General features: G+C 64.0%; 17 protein-coding genes. 6 read left to right on the top strand and 11 right to left on the bottom strand.

Annotation, left to right across the window (positions count from 1 at the left end):
• Positions 1-134: 134 nt before the first annotated feature.
• Genes So717_RS16260 through So717_RS16245 form a run of 4 tightly spaced genes read right to left on the bottom strand, consistent with a single transcriptional unit; the run spans position 135 to position 4,654 of the window.
• Positions 135-1,751: an FAD-dependent oxidoreductase gene (locus So717_RS16260; protein ID WP_159979206.1), complete on the bottom strand. Its 1,617-nt coding sequence runs from the start codon at positions 1,749-1,751 to the stop codon at positions 135-137.
• Between the two features lie 37 nt (positions 1,752-1,788).
• Entirely contained in the window at positions 1,789-2,793 is a 1,005-nt protein-coding gene (locus So717_RS16255; RefSeq protein ID WP_159979204.1) for a YcjF family protein, read from the bottom strand.
• Positions 2,793-3,242 (bottom strand): GNAT family N-acetyltransferase, encoded by a 450-nt coding sequence (locus tag So717_RS16250; protein ID WP_159979202.1) that lies wholly within the window; start codon positions 3,240-3,242, stop codon positions 2,793-2,795. The genes So717_RS16255 and So717_RS16250 overlap by 1 nt, the downstream gene beginning before the upstream one ends.
• Positions 3,239-4,654: a YcjX family GTP-binding protein gene (locus So717_RS16245; protein ID WP_159979442.1), complete on the bottom strand. Its 1,416-nt coding sequence runs from the start codon at positions 4,652-4,654 to the stop codon at positions 3,239-3,241. Before So717_RS16245 ends, So717_RS16250 begins: the two co-directional genes overlap by 4 nt.
• A 114-nt stretch (positions 4,655-4,768) precedes the next feature.
• On the opposite strand from So717_RS16245, the gene truA reads away from it, so the two are divergent.
• A complete protein-coding gene (gene truA, locus So717_RS16240) occupies positions 4,769-5,551 on the top strand; it encodes a tRNA pseudouridine(38-40) synthase TruA (protein ID WP_159979200.1) in 783 nt (260 codons plus the stop codon).
• Between the two features lie 74 nt (positions 5,552-5,625).
• On the opposite strand, the gene So717_RS16235 is transcribed toward truA, so the two are convergent.
• From So717_RS16235 to So717_RS16220, 4 genes are all read right to left on the bottom strand, one after another.
• Positions 5,626-6,120, bottom strand: a complete 495-nt coding sequence (locus So717_RS16235; protein WP_159979198.1) for a hypothetical protein — start codon at positions 6,118-6,120, stop codon at positions 5,626-5,628.
• Positions 6,117-7,769 (bottom strand): hypothetical protein, encoded by a 1,653-nt coding sequence (locus tag So717_RS16230; protein ID WP_159979196.1) that lies wholly within the window; start codon positions 7,767-7,769, stop codon positions 6,117-6,119. Before So717_RS16230 ends, So717_RS16235 begins: the two co-directional genes overlap by 4 nt.
• Positions 7,766-8,746 carry a membrane dipeptidase gene (locus So717_RS16225; RefSeq protein ID WP_159979194.1) on the bottom strand — a complete coding sequence of 327 codons (981 nt, stop codon included), beginning with the start codon at positions 8,744-8,746 and terminating at the stop codon, positions 7,766-7,768. The genes So717_RS16230 and So717_RS16225 overlap by 4 nt, the downstream gene beginning before the upstream one ends.
• Positions 8,747-9,026: 280 nt before the next feature.
• Positions 9,027-10,262 carry an acyl-CoA dehydrogenase family protein gene (locus So717_RS16220; RefSeq protein ID WP_159979192.1) on the bottom strand — a complete coding sequence of 412 codons (1,236 nt, stop codon included), beginning with the start codon at positions 10,260-10,262 and terminating at the stop codon, positions 9,027-9,029.
• A gap of 89 nt (positions 10,263-10,351) precedes the next feature.
• Here So717_RS16220 and So717_RS16215 point away from each other — a divergent pair, with 89 nt between their 5' ends.
• The 3 genes from So717_RS16215 (at position 10,352) to So717_RS16205 (ending at position 13,008) form a co-directional block, all read left to right on the top strand.
• Positions 10,352-11,371, top strand: a complete 1,020-nt coding sequence (locus tag So717_RS16215; protein WP_159979440.1) for a phosphotransferase — start codon at positions 10,352-10,354, stop codon at positions 11,369-11,371.
• Positions 11,372-11,375: 4 nt separating this feature from the next.
• Positions 11,376-11,996, top strand: a complete 621-nt coding sequence (locus So717_RS16210) for a 2-hydroxychromene-2-carboxylate isomerase (RefSeq protein ID WP_159979190.1) — start codon at positions 11,376-11,378, stop codon at positions 11,994-11,996.
• Between the two features lie 190 nt (positions 11,997-12,186).
• Positions 12,187-13,008 (top strand): N-formylglutamate amidohydrolase, encoded by an 822-nt coding sequence (locus So717_RS16205; RefSeq protein WP_159979188.1) that lies wholly within the window; start codon positions 12,187-12,189, stop codon positions 13,006-13,008.
• A 40-nt stretch (positions 13,009-13,048) separates the two neighbouring features.
• Here the strand turns inward: So717_RS16205 and So717_RS16200 are convergent, their stop codons facing one another.
• The gene (locus So717_RS16200; protein WP_159979186.1) at positions 13,049-14,422 is read right to left on the bottom strand and encodes an MATE family efflux transporter; all 1,374 of its coding nucleotides are present in this window, start codon (positions 14,420-14,422) and stop codon (positions 13,049-13,051) included.
• A 217-nt stretch (positions 14,423-14,639) separates the two neighbouring features.
• Here So717_RS16200 and So717_RS16195 point away from each other — a divergent pair, with 217 nt between their 5' ends.
• Positions 14,640-15,920, top strand: a complete 1,281-nt coding sequence (locus So717_RS16195) for an alpha/beta hydrolase family protein (protein ID WP_159979184.1) — start codon at positions 14,640-14,642, stop codon at positions 15,918-15,920.
• Between the two features lie 10 nt (positions 15,921-15,930).
• On the opposite strand, the gene So717_RS16190 is transcribed toward So717_RS16195, so the two are convergent.
• Positions 15,931-16,539: a carboxymuconolactone decarboxylase family protein gene (locus tag So717_RS16190; protein ID WP_159979182.1), complete on the bottom strand. Its 609-nt coding sequence runs from the start codon at positions 16,537-16,539 to the stop codon at positions 15,931-15,933.
• 20 nt (positions 16,540-16,559) lie between these two features.
• A complete protein-coding gene (locus So717_RS16185) occupies positions 16,560-17,252 on the bottom strand; it encodes a dimethylsulfonioproprionate lyase family protein (protein WP_159979180.1) in 693 nt (230 codons plus the stop codon).
• A gap of 222 nt (positions 17,253-17,474) precedes the next feature.
• On the opposite strand from So717_RS16185, the gene parE reads away from it, so the two are divergent.
• On the top strand, positions 17,475-19,433 hold the full coding sequence (gene parE, locus So717_RS16180; RefSeq protein WP_159979178.1) for a DNA topoisomerase IV subunit B: 1,959 nt from the start codon (positions 17,475-17,477) through the stop codon (positions 19,431-19,433).

Here is a 19,433-nt window from a genome sequence, read left to right as displayed (position 1 = left end):
GATATAATTCGAATGAGGATCAGGCGAAGATCATCCATGACGCGCCTTATACGCAGCAGGCTCTGCGCCGACAAGTCCCAAGCCATGCGCCCAAGCGGCAGGCAGGTTCGGCGGGCTTTCAGGCCGCCGCTCCCTTATGCATTCACATGCGCCCAGACCTCCGACATCACGACCGATCCCTCTCCAACGGCGGAGGCCACGCGCTTGACCGATCCGGCACGCACGTCTCCCACCGCAAAGACGCCGGGACAGGAGGTCTCATATTGCGAGCGGCCGCCCGCCTCCGCGCCCGTCAGCACAAACCCCCGGTCATCCAGCTTGATCAGCCCCGACAGCCACTCCGTGTTTGGCGCAGCCCCCACCATGACAAAAAGCGCTGAGGTTTTCAGGTCCCAGTCCTGCCCCGAGGCGCGATCTCGGATGGTGATGCGCTCCAGCGTATCGCGCCCGTGCAAGGCGTGGACCCCCGTGCGCGTGTGCACGGTGATGCGCGGGTGGGTGGTCAACCGCTGCAAAAGGTAATCAGACATGGACGACGCCAGGCTCTCGCCGCGCACCAGCACATGCACATGCCGCGTGGTGCGCGCCAGATACATCGCCGCCTGCCCCGCCGAATTGCCGCCACCGATCACGGCCACCTCCGCATCGCGGCACCAGCGCGCCTCCACCTCCGTGGCGGCATAGTAGACACCCGCACCCTCCAGCCGCTCCAACCCCTCCAGCGGCAAGCGGCGGTACTGCACGCCCGTGGCCACGATCAACGCCTTGGCACTAACCTCCTGGCCGTCATCCAGCGTCGCATGAAACCACTTCTCATCACACTGCCGCAGGGTTGCCGCGCGCCGGGGCACCGAGAACTTGGTGCCGAACTTCATCGCCTGCACCTCGCCGCGCCCTACAAGATCGCCGCCCGAAATGCCTGTGGGGAAGCCCATGTAGTTCTCGATCCGGCTCGACGTGCCCGCCTGACCACCGACGGCCATGTCCTCCAGCACCAGTGCCTTCAATCCTTCGGCTCCGGCATAGACACCCGCCGCCACGCCCGCAGGCCCGCCGCCCACAATCAGCACGTCAATGCTCTCGACACCATCGGTGTCCATGTAAAGTCCAAGCACCTGCGCCACGCCGCGCGGCGTCGGCGGGTCGATCTTGTGCTCACGACCAAAGATCACGCCCGGCTGTGCCTCGGCGATGCCGCATTGCTCAGCGAGGGCCACCGCATCGGGCGAGGTCACTTCAATCTCACGATACGGAATGCGGTTGCGCGCGGCAAAGCTCGCCACATGACGAATGTCACGGCTGATCTCTGATCCGATCAGCGTCAGCGCCGAATCCGACTGCTCGACCGCCCGGCGTCGCCGTGCGGCCATGACCGTCACAATGATATCGCTCATCTCCGGCATGTCGGACATCAGTTGCAGCATCTCATCGCGCGGCACGCAGAGCATTGTGCTGTCCACCACCGCGCGCGCACCCGCCAGCGACACGCCGCCCGAGAGAAACTGCAGATCACCAAAGAACTGGCCCGGCCCCAGTGTCGCGATGCCAATGCGTTCCATGTTCGACGGGCTGACCGCCTCAACCTCGCCGTCCATAACATAGTGGAACTCCGCAGACGCCCCACCCGGCTCCTGCACGAACTCACCCGCCTTGAACTGCGACACAACACCCTTGCGGCGCATGGCGGCCACATGTTCGGGCTCCAGCGGCCTGCGCACCATGGTCGCCAGATCGGCAGCAAAACTCTCCATCACACCCACTCCCGTCCGGATTGCGCCCGACGCGGTCTCAGGATGACTTGGACCCGAAGAGACCGCCGAGGCTCTGCTTTATAATATCGCGTACCTTGGGCTTTTTTCCAGATGCGAAGGGCAGTGGGCGGCACACATCCATTGCGGCAACGCCCACCCGCGCTGTCAGCGCGCCATTCACAAGCCCCTCGCCAAAGCGGCGCGACAGCTTGCCGAGGATGGAGCCACCCAGCACCGGCTCCAACAGGTCATCGCCCACCGCCACGGCCCCCGTGGCCACCAGATGCGCCATCACCGCACGGGTCAGCCGCCAGCCACCCAGAAAGCCGGAGCGACCGCCATAGACCTCGGCAATCCGCCGGATCATGCGCAGGTTGGCCGTGAGCGCCGCCGCCACATCCGCCAAGGCCAGCGGCACCAGCGCCGTGACAGTCGCCACCTGCCGGGCCGCCGCCTCAACCTCGCGCTGTGCGGCCTGATCGAGCGGGCCCAAAACTTCGCGATCTGCCAGCACAAGCAAGCTCGCCGCATCCATCTGATCCCCACGCAGCTCCGCCATGCGGTCGCGGCCCCAGCGCGTGTCTTCGCGACCCTTGTAAAGCGCCAGCAACCGGTCCGTGACCACGCGCGCCGCCTGCAGGTCATCCTCCGCCAGCGCCGTATCCGCCGCCCGGCGCAATCCGTCGAGCCGCCCCAGCCGCCCCAAAGCGGCCACTTCCCGCAAGGCCAGCGCCGCCAACGCCAGTAGAAACGCTCCCGTCAGCCCGGTGATCGCCCACCCAAGCAGCGCGTTTTGCGCCACCAGCGTCGACAAAAACCCCCAGGCGTTGATCGAGATCACCGCGCCCAGCAGCGCCAGCCCCAGCGACCAGACCCAGCGCACCAGCCGCGACGGCTTGCGGGCTGCAAGCCCCGCAGCCACCTGCATGGCCTGCCCTTGCGGCGGCACCAGCACGTCTTCTGGCACCGGCGGCGCATCAGCCACGGCAGCCTGCGGCCCCGCCGCCTCGTCAAGTTCGATGAGGACAGGGCCCCGCGCCATCAAATGGCGCCCTTGACCCACTCAAACCGGATGTCGGGCAGGCCCGCGTCATTGTCACTGCCATCGGTGCGCGCCGTTTCGATAAACCCGCGCAGCCCGTAAAACCGCGTGGCGGAGGAATTGGCCTGATAGCTCCAGAGGCTCAGCTTGCCGCTTTGCGCCTTGGCATCTTCCAAAAGCGCAGTGCCCACGCCGGTGTCCTGCGCATCCGGCAGAACATAGAGCGCATGCACCTCTTCTTCCCAGCGGGCGATGAAGCCCACAACCTTGCCATTGCGCTTGGCCACGCGCACCCAGCCCGCTTCGATCATGTCACCGGCGTACATGATCTCCTCCGCAGCTGAATGCAGCCGCGGCAGCCAGGGCATCGTGTCATTCGATGCCGACAGGATATGACCCACTGCCCCCGCATCGAGCGTGCGCGCCGGGGAGATGATAATCTCACTCATAGCCTATCCCCTAAAAGGAATTGGGCAGCCTTATCAAGCCGGATATGCGGTGGGCCGTCGCCCGGGCGCAAAGTTAGCGGCGAGGGTGCGAAATTCATCACACGATAGTCCTGATCAAGCCAGCTTTCAGCCCCGGCCTTGGCAGGTGCAAGCAGCTTCGCCGGATCTTCGGGCAAGGCACCGGGGTAGAAGGCGGCCTGCTTGCCGCTGTCCAGCAACGTGCCGCGCACGACGTCGATCTGCTGGCCCTCGTGGCTCATCGTGTCTTCGGTGGTGGCGCGCAGCGACGCAATGGCCAGCGCCACTGTCTCCGCACCGGCAAAACGGGCCCGATCCACGGCGCCGCGCACCAGCGCCTCCATGATCGCGGTCACGCGCGGGTGTTGTCGGTGATGCAGATGGTCCGCCTTGGTTGCGGCAAAAAGGATCTTTTCCACCCGCTTGCCTTGGAAAAGCTGCGTCAGAAAGGCGTTCTGCCCGGGCCGGAACGCGCCCAGAATATCCGCCATCGCACCACGCATATCCTCCACCGCGCGTGGCCCCTTGTGGATCGCCCCCAGCGCATCGACCAGCACCACCTGCCGGTCGATGCGTGCGAAATGATCGCGAAAGAAGGGGCGCACCACCTCGCGCTTGTAAGCCTCGAACCGCCGCGCCATCTCGCGGATCAGCGATTTGCGCGGGCCCGGAGCCGCCCCCGGCAGGGGCGCAAAGGTCAGCACGGGCGAGCCAGCGAGATCACCGGGCAGCAAAAACCGCCCCGGTGTGCAGTCATAATATCCCGAGACGCGCGCCGCCTGCAGATAACCGGTAAAGGCCTCCGCCAGCGCCTTGGCGGTCGGCTCTTCTAGCGCCGCTGCCGGGTCTGTCTCCACCACCTGCGCCCGAAAAGCCTCCGCCTCGGGCCGATCCGCCAGTCGCGCCAGCACCTCCGCCGACCAGGTGGTGTAATCCTTCTCCAGCAGTGCCAGATCGAGCAGCCACTCACCGGGATAGTCCACGATATCAATATGAAGCGTGCGCGGCCCCTGCAGCCCGGCCAGCAATCCTGCCCGGCGCACCCGCAGTGACAACCGCAGCTCCGAGACAGCGCGCGTGCTGTCGGGCCAGACCGGCTGCCGTGCAGTCAACTGGCTCAGATGCGTCTCGAAATCAAAGCGGGGCAGCGTGTCATCGGGCTGTGGTTGCAGGAACGCCGCCTCGATGCGACCCTCGGCAGCCGCCACCAGATGCGGCATACGCCCCCGGTCCAGCAGATTGGCGATGAGGGAGGTGATGAAAACGGTCTTGCCCGACCGCGCCAGACCGGTGACACCGACGCGGATCACCGGCTCGAACAGGGTCTCGTTGACCGTGTCCTGCACCGTCTCGATCTGCCGCAGCACCGTGTCGGCGAGTGTTGTCAGTCCCAAAGTGCCATCGCCCCTGCAGGTCTCATTCCGCGCTACATAGGCGTTGGCGCGCCCGGGCACCAGAGGGGGCAAAGCCATTTGACGCCCGCGCGCCACCACGCTAGGGCCAGCGCCATGCCTCGATATGCGTTGAAAATCGAATACCACGGAGCGCCCTTTGCGGGCTGGCAGCGGCAGGCTGATCAGCCGTCAGTGCAGGGCGCGGTCGAGGCCGCGCTGACCAAGCTGGAGCCGGGCCCGCATACCATCGCCGCGGCCGGGCGAACGGATGCAGGCGTGCATGCGTTCGGGCAGGTGGCGCATTGTGACATGGCGGCGGAGTGGGATCCGTTTCGCCTCTCCGAGGCGCTGAACCACCACTTGAAACCTCACCCCGTGGCTATCGTGTCCTGTGCGGCGGTGCCCGACGATTGGCACGCGCGGTTCTCTGCGCTGGAGCGACGCTATCTCTTTCGCATCCTGATGCGCCGGGCGCCCGCAACCCATCAGGCCGGGCTGGTGTGGCAGGTCAAGCACGACCTCGATGTGGACGCAATGCAGGCCGGAGCGGCGCATCTGATCGGACAGCACGATTTCACCACCTTCCGCTCATCGATCTGCCAGTCCGACAGCCCGCTGAAAACGCTCGACCGCCTGGAGGTGACACGCGTCGAGACCACACATGGTCCAGAGATGCATTTCGACGTGCGCGCGCGATCCTTCCTGCACAATCAGGTGCGTAGTTTCGTCGGGACGTTGGAGCGGGTCGGTGCAGGCTCTTGGCTCCCCGAGCAGGTGGCAGAAGCCTTGGCCGCGTGCAACCGCGCCGCCTGCGGCCCGGTCTGCCCGCCGCAAGGCCTCTATCTCGCAGATGTCGGCTATCCTGAAGACCCGTTTGCGCAACCAAAGGTGGCCTGAAGGCCCACCTGACCTGCCTGTCCCAACCGTTTTTACCAGCAGGTGGGGTGGGCTTTCAGGCCACCCGCACCCGATCAGTCATTGTCGCTCAGGCCCGCCCCTGCCCCGCTCAACCGCGACGCGGCACTCTCCGGCACAAAGGTGCGCCGGGCAAGCTTGGTCATCTGTGCGATCAACGCGTCACAGCCGCTGATCCGCCGGAGCGGTAGCGGTCTTTCCGATCCAACAAAGCCAAGCGTCAGCTTGTCCACGCCCTGTGTCCGCACGACACATGGGACCGGCAGGGTATCGACATAGCTTTGCGCCAACTCGCGATCACCGTCCCAATCGACGTCAACCACGTTCCCGACCGCTGCCTCTGGAAGGGCTCTCTGCAGGACCAGCGGCAGGCTCCCGATTGGCCCCTCCGGCAGCATATCCAGAGCCTCGGTCAACGCCTCCGCCCGGCGCCCTTGCGCCAAATGCAGCGCAGCCGCCTGGCCAAAGAGCGCGGCCTGCGCAGCGGGCGCACCTGCGCCGCGGGCCGCCTTGGCCGCAAGCGCGGAAACCTCGGCGCGCGACCAGCTCATGCGTCAAAGACCGGCAACCACCAGTCATCCGCCCGCCTGTCCAACTCATCAGCGAGCGGCGCGCCCTGGCAGAGGGTGATGCGCGTCCAGCGATCTGACTTCGGGTCAAACTTGGAGGCTCCAAAAAACGCCAACTTGCAGCGCAGCATGTCGATTGGCCGGCACCCGGCCCCGATCAGATTGTCGCGAATCTCCGCATAGGGATACCGCGTTGTCAGGGCCACGCGCTGGACCGCCAGCAGATGATCCGGATATCTTTCAAGAAACGCAGGCACCGCCTCCGACCATTCCGGCAGATCGAGAAACAGGGCCTTGATCCGGCGCGCGATGTCCAACGGGCTTTCCAGCTCCGCCCCACTGTCTGCAAACCGATTGCCCAGTCGCGGCTCCTGTTTTGCCGCACTCACATACCAGAACTGCTTGCACTGCGCGTCATCCGCGTAATCGGGCACCAGCGCCCAATCGAAACTGCGCGCGATTTCCTCGCGCAACTGCCCCGTATCTGCCAAAGGGTCCGGGAGCGGCCCAACGGGGTCGGCCATGCAGTCGGCCAACCCGTTCACCAACTCCGGGAACGGCTCAAGCATCAAAGCCACCAAGAGCTCCTGCAGGTCCTCGCTCTGCGCGGCGGAGGCTTGGACCAACCGCGCGAGGGCCCCGTCCTTCGCCAAAGCCTCAGCCGTCATCGCGGCGGCAAAAGCCGCCCAATCCGCGCGTAACCGGTCGATCCGCGCCTGATGGGCCGCATCGGGCACGCGCCACTCCGCCAAATGCCGCCCAGCTCGGCCCGCCAGAGCGATGAGGCGCGTCGCCCGCTCAGGCTCCAGATGCCGCAGGGCGCGCACCCGCGCCAGCGCTGTCTCTCGCGCCAGCATCCAGTTGTTCAAGAGCACCGGATGCGTGACCAAAAAGGGCGCCATGCCCAACCCTGTGGAGTTGCCGATGCCCAGATGCCGCTTGAGGTCGCGGTCAAGCCGGCCCTGCCCCACATGCTCCACCAGATCATGAGTGAACTGCCGGATCAGCCAAACAGTCAACATCTCAGCCATGAACGGACCTTGAAGCCCGGGCCGGGTGTCGATGCAGGCACGGTCGGCAATGCCAAACTTGCCATTGCCATAGACCGCAGTCGTGCGCATCAGATAGCCGATCTCATCCACCATCCGCCGGTCTGGCTGCTGGCCCGCCCGCAGTCGCTCCACCACATGCTGGAAGAGCCGCACGGATTTGTTGGCCCGGCTCAGCACCAGATCACGCTCGGTGAAGCGCGCAGCCTCCTGCAGGGGGGCAGTGGCACAGATGCGCGCGACCTCATCCGCATCCGGCACCCCGTCATAGAGCACATAGGAGCTGTCCCAGGCTTCGGCGATCACCCTGTCCGTCCGGTCCTGCGGCGCCAATTCCGTGGAGACCGCCACCAGCGCATAGGTATGCCCGCCGAAGGATATCGAATAGACGGCATGGCCATAGCCTCGCGCGCACATCGCCCACACAAGCCGGGATACCTGCGCCTTTTCCGCCGCCAGAAACCGCATCAACGTGCGCAGAAACGACAATCGGGTCGGGAACATCGACCCCATCCGGCTCAGCCGCATCACCTGGGCGGGGGCGCGCAGCGGTGCCTCGGGAGGGGGCACATAGTCCTTCATGCCGGACCAAAACTTTCGGCATAGAACCGATGCCAGTTGCCCCCCATGAGGCCATCAACCTCTGCCTCGGACAGCCCCTGCGCCAGTAGCCCTTGCCGGATGACGCCAAAGTCCCGGTTGCCTGCGAACCATGTCGGCATTGGCGGGAAGCCGGGGGCCGCGGCGGAGCCTTCGCCATAGTCGATGCGTTTGGTCCAACGCCCCACACGCATCCATTCGACCACACTGTCCGGCTGATCCTGGCACAGGTCCGAGCCCAGCCCGAGGTGCCGCGCGCCGTAGCGCTGCGCCGCTTCACCGATCATGGCGCAGAACGCGTCCAGCGTGCAGGCGCTGCCGCCTCTCAGATGATGCGGATAGATCGAAAACCCCAGCATCCCACCTGCCTCTGTCAGCGCGCGCAACACCGTATCAGACTTGTTGCGTAAGGCCTCATGCCACCACGCGGGGTTGGCATGGGTGATCGCAATGGGCCGAGTGGAGTGCTCAATCGCCTCCAGCGTCGAACGTTCGGCGGAATGCGACATGTCGACCACCATGCCGACGCGGTTCATCTCCGCCACCACCTCGCGACCCATACGGGTGAGGCCCGTGTCCTCCGCCTCATAGCAGCCCGTCGCCAGCAAGGACTGGTTGTTGTAGGTCAGCTGCATGAAGCGCACGCCCAACTGGTGGCAGATCTCGACCAGCCCGATGTCATCCTCGATGGGGCTGGGGTTCTGGAACCCGAAGAAGATCGCAGTGCGCCCGCTCTGCTGCGCGCGCAGCACGTCCTCGGCGCAGGTGCCTCTGAAAATCAGATCAGGGTGATCCTCAAACCAGCGGTTCCACTGTTCGAGGTTCAGCACCATCTCGCGAAAGCTCTCGTGGTAGGCCACGGTCACATGCACGGCATCCACACCGCCTGCGCGCATCTCCTCGAAGATGCGGGGCGAGAACTTTGCATATTGCAGATTGTCGATCACAGGCGGGCGCATGAGAGCAGTGTGGAAGACAAGCAACTGCCACTCAATGCCAAAAACGACTTAAACGCGCAAAGAGGCGTAAACCACGGTGGGTCAGACCCGCAGGCCCGACCCACCGAGCACTCGTTACCCTGCTCCCCAGGTACTGGTTAAACCCGACCCGGCTGCGCAGCCGCACGCCGGGTTTGCGAAAGCTTAACCCGTGCCACCCCCGGTGGGTTCCCTGTTGCATGACGCCCAAGAGGGCCGGTCAGCGTAAAACCGCCGGACATCGGATATGGCTTTGAAACAGTTAGATCTTTTGTTGAGTGTATTTGCGCAGCTCAGCCCGCGCCACTTGCCGCCGGTGCACGGCGTCCGGCCCGTCCGCAAAGCGCAGCGCACGCTGCCAGGTCCAGGCCATGGCCAGCGGGGTGTCCTGGCTGATGCCCTGCCCGCCGTGCATCTGCATCGCCTCGTCGAGCACTTTCAGCGCCATGCGGGGTGCCACGACCTTGATCTGGGAAATCCACGGGGCGGCCGCGCGCGCGTCACCCTGATCCATCATCCAGGCGGCCTTGAGGCAGAGCAACCGCGCCATCTCAATCTCCATCCGGCACTCGGCAATGATGTCGAAATTCGCGCCCAACTGCGCGAGCGGCTTGCCAAAGGCCTCCTTGCGCAGCGACCGCTGGCAGAGCAATTCCAGCGCCGCTTCGGCCTGCCCGACCGAGCGCATGCAGTGGTGAATCCGCCCCGGCCCCAGCCGCCCTTGGGCGATCTCGAACCCGCGCCCCTCACCCAGCAGCATATTTTCCGCAGGCACGCGCACATCATTGAACCGGATGTGCATATGCCCGTGCGGGGCATCATCATGGCCAAAGACCATCATGGGCCGCAAAATCTCGATGCCGGGCGTCTTGGCATCCACCACAATCATCGAATGGCGCTTGTGCTTGGGCGCATCCTCATCACCCGTACGCACCATGACGACATAGACCGCACAACGTGGGTCCCCCGCCCCGCTCGCCCAATACTTTTCACCCTTCAATAAATACTCGTTTCCAACCTTTTCACAGGACATGGCGATGTTTGTGGCATCCGACGACGCCACCTCCGGCTCCGTCATCAGATAGGCGGAGCGAATCTCCCCCTCCAACAGCGGCGCAAGCCACTGCTCTTTCATCGCAGGTGTGCCGTAGCGTTCGAACACCTCCATATTGCCGGTATCGGGTGCGGAGCAGTTGAACACCTCCGCCCCCAACGGTGTGCGCCCCATTTCCTCGGCGAAGTAAGCGTATTCGACTGTGCTCAGCCCGAAGCCGCGCGCGCTGTCGGTCAGCCAGAAATTCCACAGTCCCGCCGCCTTGGCCTTGGCTTTCAGCCCTTCGAGGATCTCCGCCTGCCGTGCGGTATAGGCCCAGCGGTCGCCTATGCCGATCTCGGCGTGATACTCCGCCTCCAGCGGCATGACCTCGTCGCGGATCATGACCGCGACCCGGTCCAGCAGCGCCCGGGTTTCCTCCCGCATTCCGAAGTCCATCTGCACCTCCCGCCTGGCAATCGGGGCTTTCCCCGCCCGCGCAGAGTTGCTTAGATCGCGGGGAGATGTCCATGGGTCATCAGGGAGCCGCCGCGATGCACAGTTATGACACCGCCCAACTGGAGCGCTATCTGGCAGCGCATGTGGCGGGGTTCGAACGCTTGGACGGGATCGAGAAGTTCTCCGACGGGCAATCGAACCCGACCTATCGGCTGACCAGCGGCGCGGGCCACTTCGTGCTGCGCGCCAAACCTCCCGGCAAGCTTCTGAAATCCGCACATGCGGTGGACCGCGAATTCCGCGTCATGCAGGCGCTGGCAGACACGCCTGTGCCGGTGCCAGAAGTCTACCACCTCTCGGGCGACGAGACGCCGCTTGGCACGCAGTTCATGGTCATGCAGATGGTGGAGGGCCGCATCTTCTGGGACCCCGCCTTGCCCGACCTCGACGCCGAAGCCCGCACCCGCATCTATGATGCAATGAACGCAACGCTTGCTGCCCTGCACGATGTGGATCCCGCAGCGGTCGGGTTGGCGGACTACGGCAAGCCCGGCAACTATTTCGCCCGCCAGCTCACGCGCTGGTCGGGGCAATACATGCAGACGGCGGCGGATGCGCTGCCCGATGCCGACTGGCTGATGCGTTGGCTGGGCGACCACATGGTCGCAGACGATGGCGCGGCCAGCATCGTGCATGGTGATTTCCGCATCGACAATATGATCTTCGCGCCCGACCGCGAGGCGGTCATCGCCCTGCTCGATTGGGAGCTCAGCACCCTGGGCCACCCTCTGGCCGATCTGGCCTATCAATGCATGCACTGGCGCCTGCCGCATGCCGGGCACTTCCGGGGCCTCGGCGGAGTGGATCGTGCCGCCCTCGGCCTGCCGGGTGAGGACGCCTATGTCGCGGACTATTGCGGCCGCCGTGGCCTTGCCGCCCCCGATCACTGGACGTTCTATGTGGTCTTTTCCTATTTCCGCCTGCTTGCGATCCTGCAAGGCGTGCTCAGGCGCGGGCTGGATGGCAATGCCTCCAACCCCAAGGATACGGGTCGCCTGCGCGATGTGATCGCACGCATGGCCCAGGATGCGCGCCAATTGGCTGAGAAAGGGTAATGCCATGAAAGAGATCGAATACTTCTATTCCTGCCACTCCGTCTTTGCCTACCTCGGCGCTTGGCGGCTGGCCGAGATCGCTGCTGAACATGATGCGCAGGTGATCCACAAACCAATGGACCTCAACCCGGTGATCGCCGCCGCGGGCAGCGCGCCGTTCAGCGCCCGCTCCAAGACACACAGTTCCTACTACTTCGGACGAGAGATCACCCGCTGGGCGGAGTACCGCGATCTGCCCTGGATCATGCGCCGCCCCAAACACCACGACAACCCGTTGGCCTTGGGCAACGGCGCGATCATCGCGGCGCAGACGATGGGCCTGGACGTGCACGCGCTGTCCCGTGCGCTTTTGCAGGCGCATTGGCGCGACGACGCAGATCACGCGGATGCCGCGACCATTGCCGCGCTTGCCGATGCTCTGGGGATGGACGGTGCGGCCTTGGTGGACGCAGCACAAAGCGATGCCATTCAGGCGCAGCACGCGGCCAACACCAAAGTGGCCATCGCCCGCCATGTGCTTGGGTCGCCGACATATTTCGTGGAAGGGGATATGTTTTACGGTCAGGACCGGCTCGACATGGTCGCCCGTGCGCTGGTGAAACCCTTCGCAAAACTCTCCGCGTGATGCGCCACGAACATCTTGCCTTTACGCCCGACGCGCAAGCAGGCCGGACGGCCTTCCGGTCTCATCCAAGTCGTGGTCGTGCGATCCCTATACCGGCGCTTAACCCCCGTCGCGGACCCTGTGACCACAGATATTCAGACCCCGGCACACCGTGCCCTGACACGGAGAGGCGCATGAGAGGAGGACACCAATGCCAATCAAGGCGGTCAAGGGCAACAGCCCGCTGATCCTCGCTCTGCCACATGCCTCCTCTCACATACCGGAGGTGGTGATGGACCGGTTGAACGCGACGGGGCGCAGCCTTGCGGATACCGACTGGCACATTGACCAGCTCTTCGACGGGCTTTCGGACGACGCCACCATCATCATACCGGCTTTTCACCGTTACATGTGCAATGCCAACGGAGATCCAACGCTGACCGACGCGGGCAGCGTCAATAGCGCTGATGCGGTGGTGCCCTTCCTCAACCTCGACGGAGCAGAGATTTGGCACGACCCGCCCAGTACGGCGGAGATCCGGCACTGGCGGGCGGCTTTTCACGCGCCCTACCACGCCGCACTTGCCTCTCAAATCGCGCGGGTGCGGGCCAATCACGGGTATGCGTTGCTTCTGGATTGTCACGCCGCGCGGGTTGACAGGATCGGCTCGGTCGATCCAAGCCTGCCCGACATCAGACTGCACACGAACACAGGCGTGGCCTGCAGCCACAGCCTTGCAGCCGATGTTGGGGGGATCTTGCTGAAGGCTTCGGGCTATCACACAAAGATGCAGGCAAGCCGCAACAGCAGCTGGACTGTCGCGCGCCATGGGCGACCGAAACTTGGGGTGCATGCGCTCAAAATCGAGATAGCGCGCCCTGCCTATCTGACCGCGCAAGAGGACGGTTGGCACTACGATCCCGCCCGGGCCGAAGCCTTGCGCAACCTGCTCGCACGGGCTCTGCGACATATGGAAGTCTGGGTGCCGGACACAGTTGGTGCCACGCGGGATGGCAAGGTCGTGGTCAATTGATCCGCCCGTGATACCAGCCCAGGCAGCTCCACTGCGGCGTTCAGGCCATCGCCTGCGATGGGACCGTCAGCTTGCGCAGGGCCACCCCCCAAAACCGAACCGACAGAAGCAGACCGGCAAGGCCCAGCCCGACAACAAGCCCGAGCCAGATGCCGATACCCTCCAGCCCCAGCATAAATCCGAAAACATAGCTGCAGGGCAACCCGACACCCCAATAGCTGACAGCCGCGAAGATCATGGGAACCCGGGTGTCCTGCACGCCCCGCAACAACCCCAGCGCAATGACCTGCGCCCCATCGACCAGTTGAAACAGCGCCGCCATGGCCAAAAGCCCCGTCCCAATAGCGAGAATCTGGAGGCGGTGCGGCTCATCGCTCTTCATGAAGAAAGACAGCAACTGCTCAGGCAACAGCAAAAACGCGACGATCGTCAAAGAGGCCATCACCAGCGACATGATCGTGACCACCAAGGCCCCCTTTTTCATGTGACCGACGTCAGTGCGCCCATAGGCATTGCCCGCGCGGATGGTGGCCGTATTGCTCAAGCCCACATGGATCATGAAGGTGATGGATGCGAGCTGAATGGCGATCCCATGTGCGGCAAGCGTGACCGTGCCAAGCCAGCCCATCATCATCGCCGAGGCGGCAAAGAGGCCCACCTCGCTCAAGCTGGTCAGCCCGATGGGCCACCCCAAGCGGAACACGCGCGCCAGCATGGGCCAGTCCGGCCTCCAGAGCCTTTGAAAGAGTGCATGTTCAGGCAGCGCCCAGCGCGCATAAACCACCACGCCTGACAACGCCACGATTTGCGTCGCAACCGAAGCCAGTGCCGCACCCCGGACGCCCAGCTCCGGCGCGCCCCAGTTGCCGAAGATCAGCGAGTAGTTGATCAGCCCGTTGGTCACCGCGCTCAGCACCGTGATCCAAAACACGACTTGTGTGCGTTCCAGCGCGGCCAGATAGGATTTCAACACCATGACCAACAGCGCGGGCACAAGCCCAAGACCGGCGATGCGCAGATAGGCGCTGGCCTGGGCGGCCAGTACATTCCCCTGCCCCAGCACGCGCAGAATGGGCTCGGACCAGATCATCACCGGAACAGCGAGCAGAGCGAAGCCCAGGCTTAACCACAGCCCCATGCGCGTGGCACGGCGCAATCCAACCTCATCTCCCTCCGCCGCGAGCGAGGCCACCAGCGGCATCACCGCCCAGGCAAAGCCCGACCCGAAGATGAACAGCACAAAGAATACCGTCGACCCCAGCGTGACAGCCGCCAGGGCGTCCACCCCGTACCAGCCCAGCATGACTGTATCGGTCACACCGATGGCCACTTGAGCCAGGTGACCGCCAATGAGCGGAAGCCCCAAACACAGGATGGCCCAGACGTGTTGGGGGTAAGTCATCACTTTACGCATATCCCTGCCATACGCCTCTCGCGGGTCGGGGGGAAGTATTCTCGCATAACGGGAAGTGTGAAAATGGACGTTGATCCCCTCAAAGCGTCACCGTTCCACTGAATTTGCCCGTAAAAAGCCGCCTCCAGACACAAAAAAGCGGCCTCAACTGGTTGAATTGCCCGAAGAACCTGTCACTCTGTGCCTGCGGGTAGGACGAGACCTGCGGGAGTACATTATGTTCACACGACTGCTTGCGGCGGCGGCGGCCCTGATTGCGCTGCCAGCGCTGTCGAATCCGATTGACCAAATCAGACCCGACGCGCCGGAACTGGCCTCTTACGGATCGAGACCCATCGGTGTGCGTACGCTGGAGTTTGTTCACAGCGCGCAGATTGATATTGTGAGCATCGACGGCAATGACACGCCGCTCTATGACCGGCCTCTTAAAGCGGAGGTCTGGTATCCGGCGGCGGACGGGACGCGGCCAGGCGGAAACTATCGCGCGGTTCTGCGTGACGGGAAGACCGAAGTCACCCTGAGCGGTCGGGCGGTGCGCGGCGCCCTGCCCGCCGCTGGCGAGACCTATCCGTTGATCCTGATAAGCCACGGCTATCCGGGCAACCGCTTCCTGATGTCTCATCTAGGAGAAAACCTGGCCTCCAAGGGCTTTGTCACGGTTTCCATCGATCACACAGACAGCACCTATTCGGACCAGGGGGCCTTTGGCGCCACGCTTTACCACCGCCCGATTGACCAGCGTTTCATTCTGGACCAGATGGCCGCGCTGGAGGGTGAGTTGGGCGCCATTATCAACACCGACGCCGTGGGCGTCATCGGTTATTCCATGGGCGGCTACGGCGCGCTGATCTTTGGGGGCGCGGGCGTCACTCAGGCAGCCACCGAATACAATTGGGGCACACCCAATGGGCTGCTCTCCTCACATCTTGCGGGCTCGGACAGCCACGAGGCGCTGGTGGACAGCCGCGTGAAGGCCATCATCGCCATCGGGCCCTGGGGTCGCAACGCCGGCTTCTGGGATGCAAACGGGCTGGCCGGCCTGCGTGTGCCGACGCTGCTGATGGCGGGCGGGGCGGATGATGTGTCCGTCTACGAGACCATCCGCACGATCTTTGAGGAAGCCACAGGCGCGGAGCGTCACCTGCTGACCTTTGAAAACGCCAATCACAACGCTGCAGCTCCGATCCCCGCGCCAAAGGAATCCTGGATCCCGGTTGAAGAGCTCGACTTTGTGCCCTTCGAGCACTATGCCGATCCGGTCTGGGACACGACGCGCATGAACAACATTGCGCAGCACTTTTCGACGGCGTTCTTCGAACTGCATCTGAAAGGCGATTTGGACAAGCGGCCTTATCTGGAGCTGATCCCGAACGCCAGCGATGGCATCATTGCGCTGGATGAAGAAGCCAAACCCACCGAAGACCACACGTACTGGCAGGGGTTTGCCGCCCGCACCGCGGAAGGTTTGCGGTTTGAGACGCGGCTGAAAGGCGAATAGCCGGGCGCGCCTAATGATGCCCCCAGTCGTCGGGGTCGTCCGAATTGCCCGGTGACAACCCGATAACATCGCCCTTGGTTGAACACCCAAGTCCCAACACCGTCCGATTGGCATAGGCGAAATAGCTCACCACCTGATTGATTTCGAGGATCTGCCCGTCGTCAAACCCGGCTGTGCGCAGCGCGTCGGCATCCTCCGCAACCATCTCCGCCGGACGCAGGGTGAGTTTCTCGGCATATCGCATGGCCGCCTTCTCACCGGAGCTGATGGGGGCGGCGTCGACCCGCCGGTCGGCCAGTGCGGATCTGATCTGGTCGGCCTGTGCATCGTCGCGCAGCAGGCGCGCCATACCGGCAAAATGATGCGTCTCGCAATAGGCGCAGCCATTCAGGCCCGACACAAAAACACCCAGCGCCTCCAAAACCCATTTCGGGAGTGTGTTCCCGGAGTGATGCAGCACAGACTTGTAGAGGGCCATGTGACCCTCCATCGTATGCGGCCGCAGGCTGTGCGCCATCATGATGTTGTCGACATTGTTGTCGGGCCCTGCAATGCGCTCGTACAGCCTGCGCAGCTTGCCGGTGGCGGCCTCAAATGGAATGGTGGCAATCCAGCTCATCTCGTACCCTCCATGAGCGCTCAACGCCCCTCCTGACCGGCCCGGCGGCTGCGGCTGAAGACCATCTTCTGATCCTGCAAATCCGCAGGCGCGCCGATCCAGGCATAGGCCAAAAGCGCAGGTTCATTGATCCCCACGGTGATCCGGTGCAGATGCTCGGGCGGATTGAAAATGAGCGACCCCGGCACATAGACGCCCTGATGGTTTTCCGAAACCGCGCCAGAGAGGCAGACATAGCTTTCCGTGATCCCTTTGTGGGCATGTGCCGGATAGGTGCACCCGGGTGCAAAAAGCACAACGCCCAAAATGATATCGGTGGTGACAACGGGACCTTGCGGCCCGGTGACTTCTGCATAGGCGTAGCTGCCCAACAGCGGCTTTGGCACCTTCTCATAGCCGTACTGCCAAGACAGGTCCGACTGCACCGATTCCAGCGCCCGTATCATCTTGCCCATGCGGTCAGCCCGCCCTTCGTCGAGCGCCCGTTTGAGATGCGCCGTCACGGGTTTGGAGGCAGGAGGTTGCAGCCGAATCGCCGGTTTTGCCTTCAAGACCCGGCTGATCGCCTCGCGCACGTTGCGCTGGTGGCTGCGGATGCGATCACTGCCGCCCGACGGCAGAAACCGGTAAAGCTCATAGAACTCCTGCAGCAGATATCGCCAGTCCGGCAGGTCCCGCAGTGTGGCTTCGGTGGGCTTGGGCATATCTGTCATAGCTGTGACATTCCTTCATCTGATCCCCTATTTGCACACCACATCCGCGCCGCCAAGCCGACAATGACGCGGCAGGGCGCATCGCCTTCGCATTGCCTGCAATAGCGGCAACTGGTCCTCGGGCTGCACCGCCCACAACCGCGTCACACCACCATGCGCCCTTTCCCCACCGTGCCCGCTCTGCCATACTTGCCGCCAATCATAAAACGAGGTTCGAGCCCGATGCCCAACGATCTGTTGTCCAATACTGCGGCGCCCGCCTATGACGCCTCCTCCATCGAGGTGCTCGAAGGGCTGGAGCCCGTGCGCAAGCGTCCCGGCATGTATATCGGCGGCACCGACGAGCGGGCGTTGCACCACCTCGTGGCCGAGGTGCTCGACAACTCGATGGACGAGGCCGTGGCAGGCCACGCCAACCGCATCGAGGTCGAGCTGCGCGACGACTACGCCGTGACCATCCGCGACAACGGCCGCGGCATCCCGATCGACCCGCACCCCAAGTTCCCTGACAAGAGCGCTCTGGAGGTGATCCTCTGCACCCTGCACGCGGGCGGTAAATTTTCCGGCAAGGCCTATGAGACGAGCGGTGGTCTGCACGGCGTCGGCGCCTCGGTTGTCAACGCGCTGTCGGATTCGATGGTCGTGCAGGTCGCCCGCGACCGCCAGCTTTACGAGCAGCGCTTCTCCCGCGGCCTGCCGCTTGGCCCCGTCGAACAGGTGGGCGCCGCCCCCAACCGCCGCGGCACCACCGTCACCTTCCATGCCGACGCCGAGATCTTCGGCTCCCACCGCTTCAAGCCCGGCCGCCTCTTCAAGTCGATCCGCTCCAAGGCCTACCTCTTCTCCGGCGTCGAGATCCGCTGGAAATCCGCCATCGACGACGGTGAAACGCCCGCTGAGGCCACCTTCCACTTCCCCGGTGGCCTCTCCGACTACCTCGGCGAAACCCTAGGCGCATCCACCACCTACGCCGAAAAACCCTTCGCCGGCACCGTCGATTTCAAGGAAAAGTTCGGCCAGGCGGGCAAGGTCGAATGGGCGATCAACTGGACCCCGTCCCGCGACGGCTTCATCCAGTCCTACTGCAACACCGTGCCCACGCCCGAAGGCGGCACCCATGTGGCGGGTTTCTGGGCCGCGATCCTCAAGGGCATCAAGGCCTATGGCGAGCTCGCGAACAACCGCAAGGCGTCGCAGATCACCCGCGAAGACCTCATCTCCGGCGGTTGCGCGCTGGTGAGCTGCTTCATCGCCGATCCGGCCTTCGTCGGCCAGACCAAGGACCGCCTCTCCACCGAAGCCGCGCAAAAGATGACCGAAGGTGCCGTGCGCGACCACTTCGACAACTGGCTCGCTGCCGACACGAAATCCGCAGGTGCCATTCTCGACTTCCTCGTGCTGCGCGCCGAAGAGCGCCTGCGCCGCCGCCAGGAAAAGGAAACGGCCCGCAAATCCGCGACCAAGAAGCTCCGCCTGCCTGGCAAGCTGACCGATTGCACCTCGAAAGACCGCGCAGGCACCGAGCTTTTCATCGTCGAGGGCGACAGCGCGGGCGGCTCCGGCAAGGGCGCGCGCAACCGCGAAACGCAAGCCCTGCTGCCGCTCAAGGGCAAGATCCTGAACGTGCTGGGGGCCGCGTCCAGCAAGCTCGGCTCCAACGCCGAGATCAGCGATCTCTGCGAGGCCCTCGGCGTCGGTATGGGCACCCGTTTCAACCTCGACGATCTGCGCTATGACAAGATCATCATCATGACCGACGCGGATGTGGACGGCGCCCATATCGCCTCGCTGCTGATGACCTTCTTCTTCACCCAGATGCGCCCGCTGATCGACGCCGGGCATCTGTACCTCGCCTGCCCGCCCCTCTTCCGCCTGACCCAAGGCGCGCGGCGCGTCTACTGCCTCGACGAGGGCGAAAAGGACATGTGGCTCGAAAAGGGCTTGGGCGGCAAAGGCAAGATCGACGTCAGCCGCTTCAAGGGCCTCGGCGAGATGGACGCCAAGGACCTCAAAGAGACCACCATGGACCCCAAAACCCGCAAGCTCATCCGCGTGAGCATCGACGAAGACATGCCGGGAGAAACGGGCGATCTGGTCGAGCGCCTCATGGGCAAAAAGCCCGAACTGCGGTTCCAGTATATTCAGGAGAACGCCAAGTTCGTGGAGGAGTTGGATGTTTGA

Source organism: Roseobacter cerasinus (assembly GCF_009811755.1).
Lineage (GTDB): Bacteria > Pseudomonadota > Alphaproteobacteria > Rhodobacterales > Rhodobacteraceae > Roseobacter > Roseobacter cerasinus.
Note: the sequence above shows the minus strand (reverse complement) of the source record. Positions and strands in the feature narration are given on the sequence as shown.

What these genes read in the sequence shown, in the direction of transcription:
- So717_RS16260 (WP_159979206.1), bottom strand. Translation starts at nt 1,751, where the DNA reads ATGGAGAGTTTTGCTGCCGATCTGGCGACCATGGTGCGCAGGCCGCTG.
- So717_RS16255 (WP_159979204.1), bottom strand. Translation starts at nt 2,793, where the DNA reads ATGGCGCGGGGCCCTGTCCTCATCGAACTTGACGAGGCGGCGGGGCCG.
- So717_RS16250 (WP_159979202.1), bottom strand. Translation starts at nt 3,242, where the DNA reads ATGAGTGAGATTATCATCTCCCCGGCGCGCACGCTCGATGCGGGGGCA.
- truA (WP_159979200.1), top strand. Translation starts at nt 4,769, where the DNA reads ATGCCTCGATATGCGTTGAAAATCGAATACCACGGAGCGCCCTTTGCG.
- So717_RS16235 (WP_159979198.1), bottom strand. Translation starts at nt 6,120, where the DNA reads ATGAGCTGGTCGCGCGCCGAGGTTTCCGCGCTTGCGGCCAAGGCGGCC.
- So717_RS16230 (WP_159979196.1), bottom strand. Translation starts at nt 7,769, where the DNA reads ATGAAGGACTATGTGCCCCCTCCCGAGGCACCGCTGCGCGCCCCCGCC.
- So717_RS16225 (WP_159979194.1), bottom strand. Translation starts at nt 8,746, where the DNA reads ATGCGCCCGCCTGTGATCGACAATCTGCAATATGCAAAGTTCTCGCCC.
- So717_RS16215 (WP_159979440.1), top strand. Translation starts at nt 10,352, where the DNA reads ATGCACAGTTATGACACCGCCCAACTGGAGCGCTATCTGGCAGCGCAT.
- So717_RS16210 (WP_159979190.1), top strand. Translation starts at nt 11,376, where the DNA reads ATGAAAGAGATCGAATACTTCTATTCCTGCCACTCCGTCTTTGCCTAC.
- So717_RS16205 (WP_159979188.1), top strand. Translation starts at nt 12,187, where the DNA reads ATGCCAATCAAGGCGGTCAAGGGCAACAGCCCGCTGATCCTCGCTCTG.
- So717_RS16200 (WP_159979186.1), bottom strand. Translation starts at nt 14,422, where the DNA reads ATGCGTAAAGTGATGACTTACCCCCAACACGTCTGGGCCATCCTGTGT.
- So717_RS16195 (WP_159979184.1), top strand. Translation starts at nt 14,640, where the DNA reads ATGTTCACACGACTGCTTGCGGCGGCGGCGGCCCTGATTGCGCTGCCA.
- So717_RS16190 (WP_159979182.1), bottom strand. Translation starts at nt 16,539, where the DNA reads ATGAGCTGGATTGCCACCATTCCATTTGAGGCCGCCACCGGCAAGCTG.
- So717_RS16185 (WP_159979180.1), bottom strand. Translation starts at nt 17,252, where the DNA reads ATGACAGATATGCCCAAGCCCACCGAAGCCACACTGCGGGACCTGCCG.
- parE (WP_159979178.1), top strand. Translation starts at nt 17,475, where the DNA reads ATGCCCAACGATCTGTTGTCCAATACTGCGGCGCCCGCCTATGACGCC.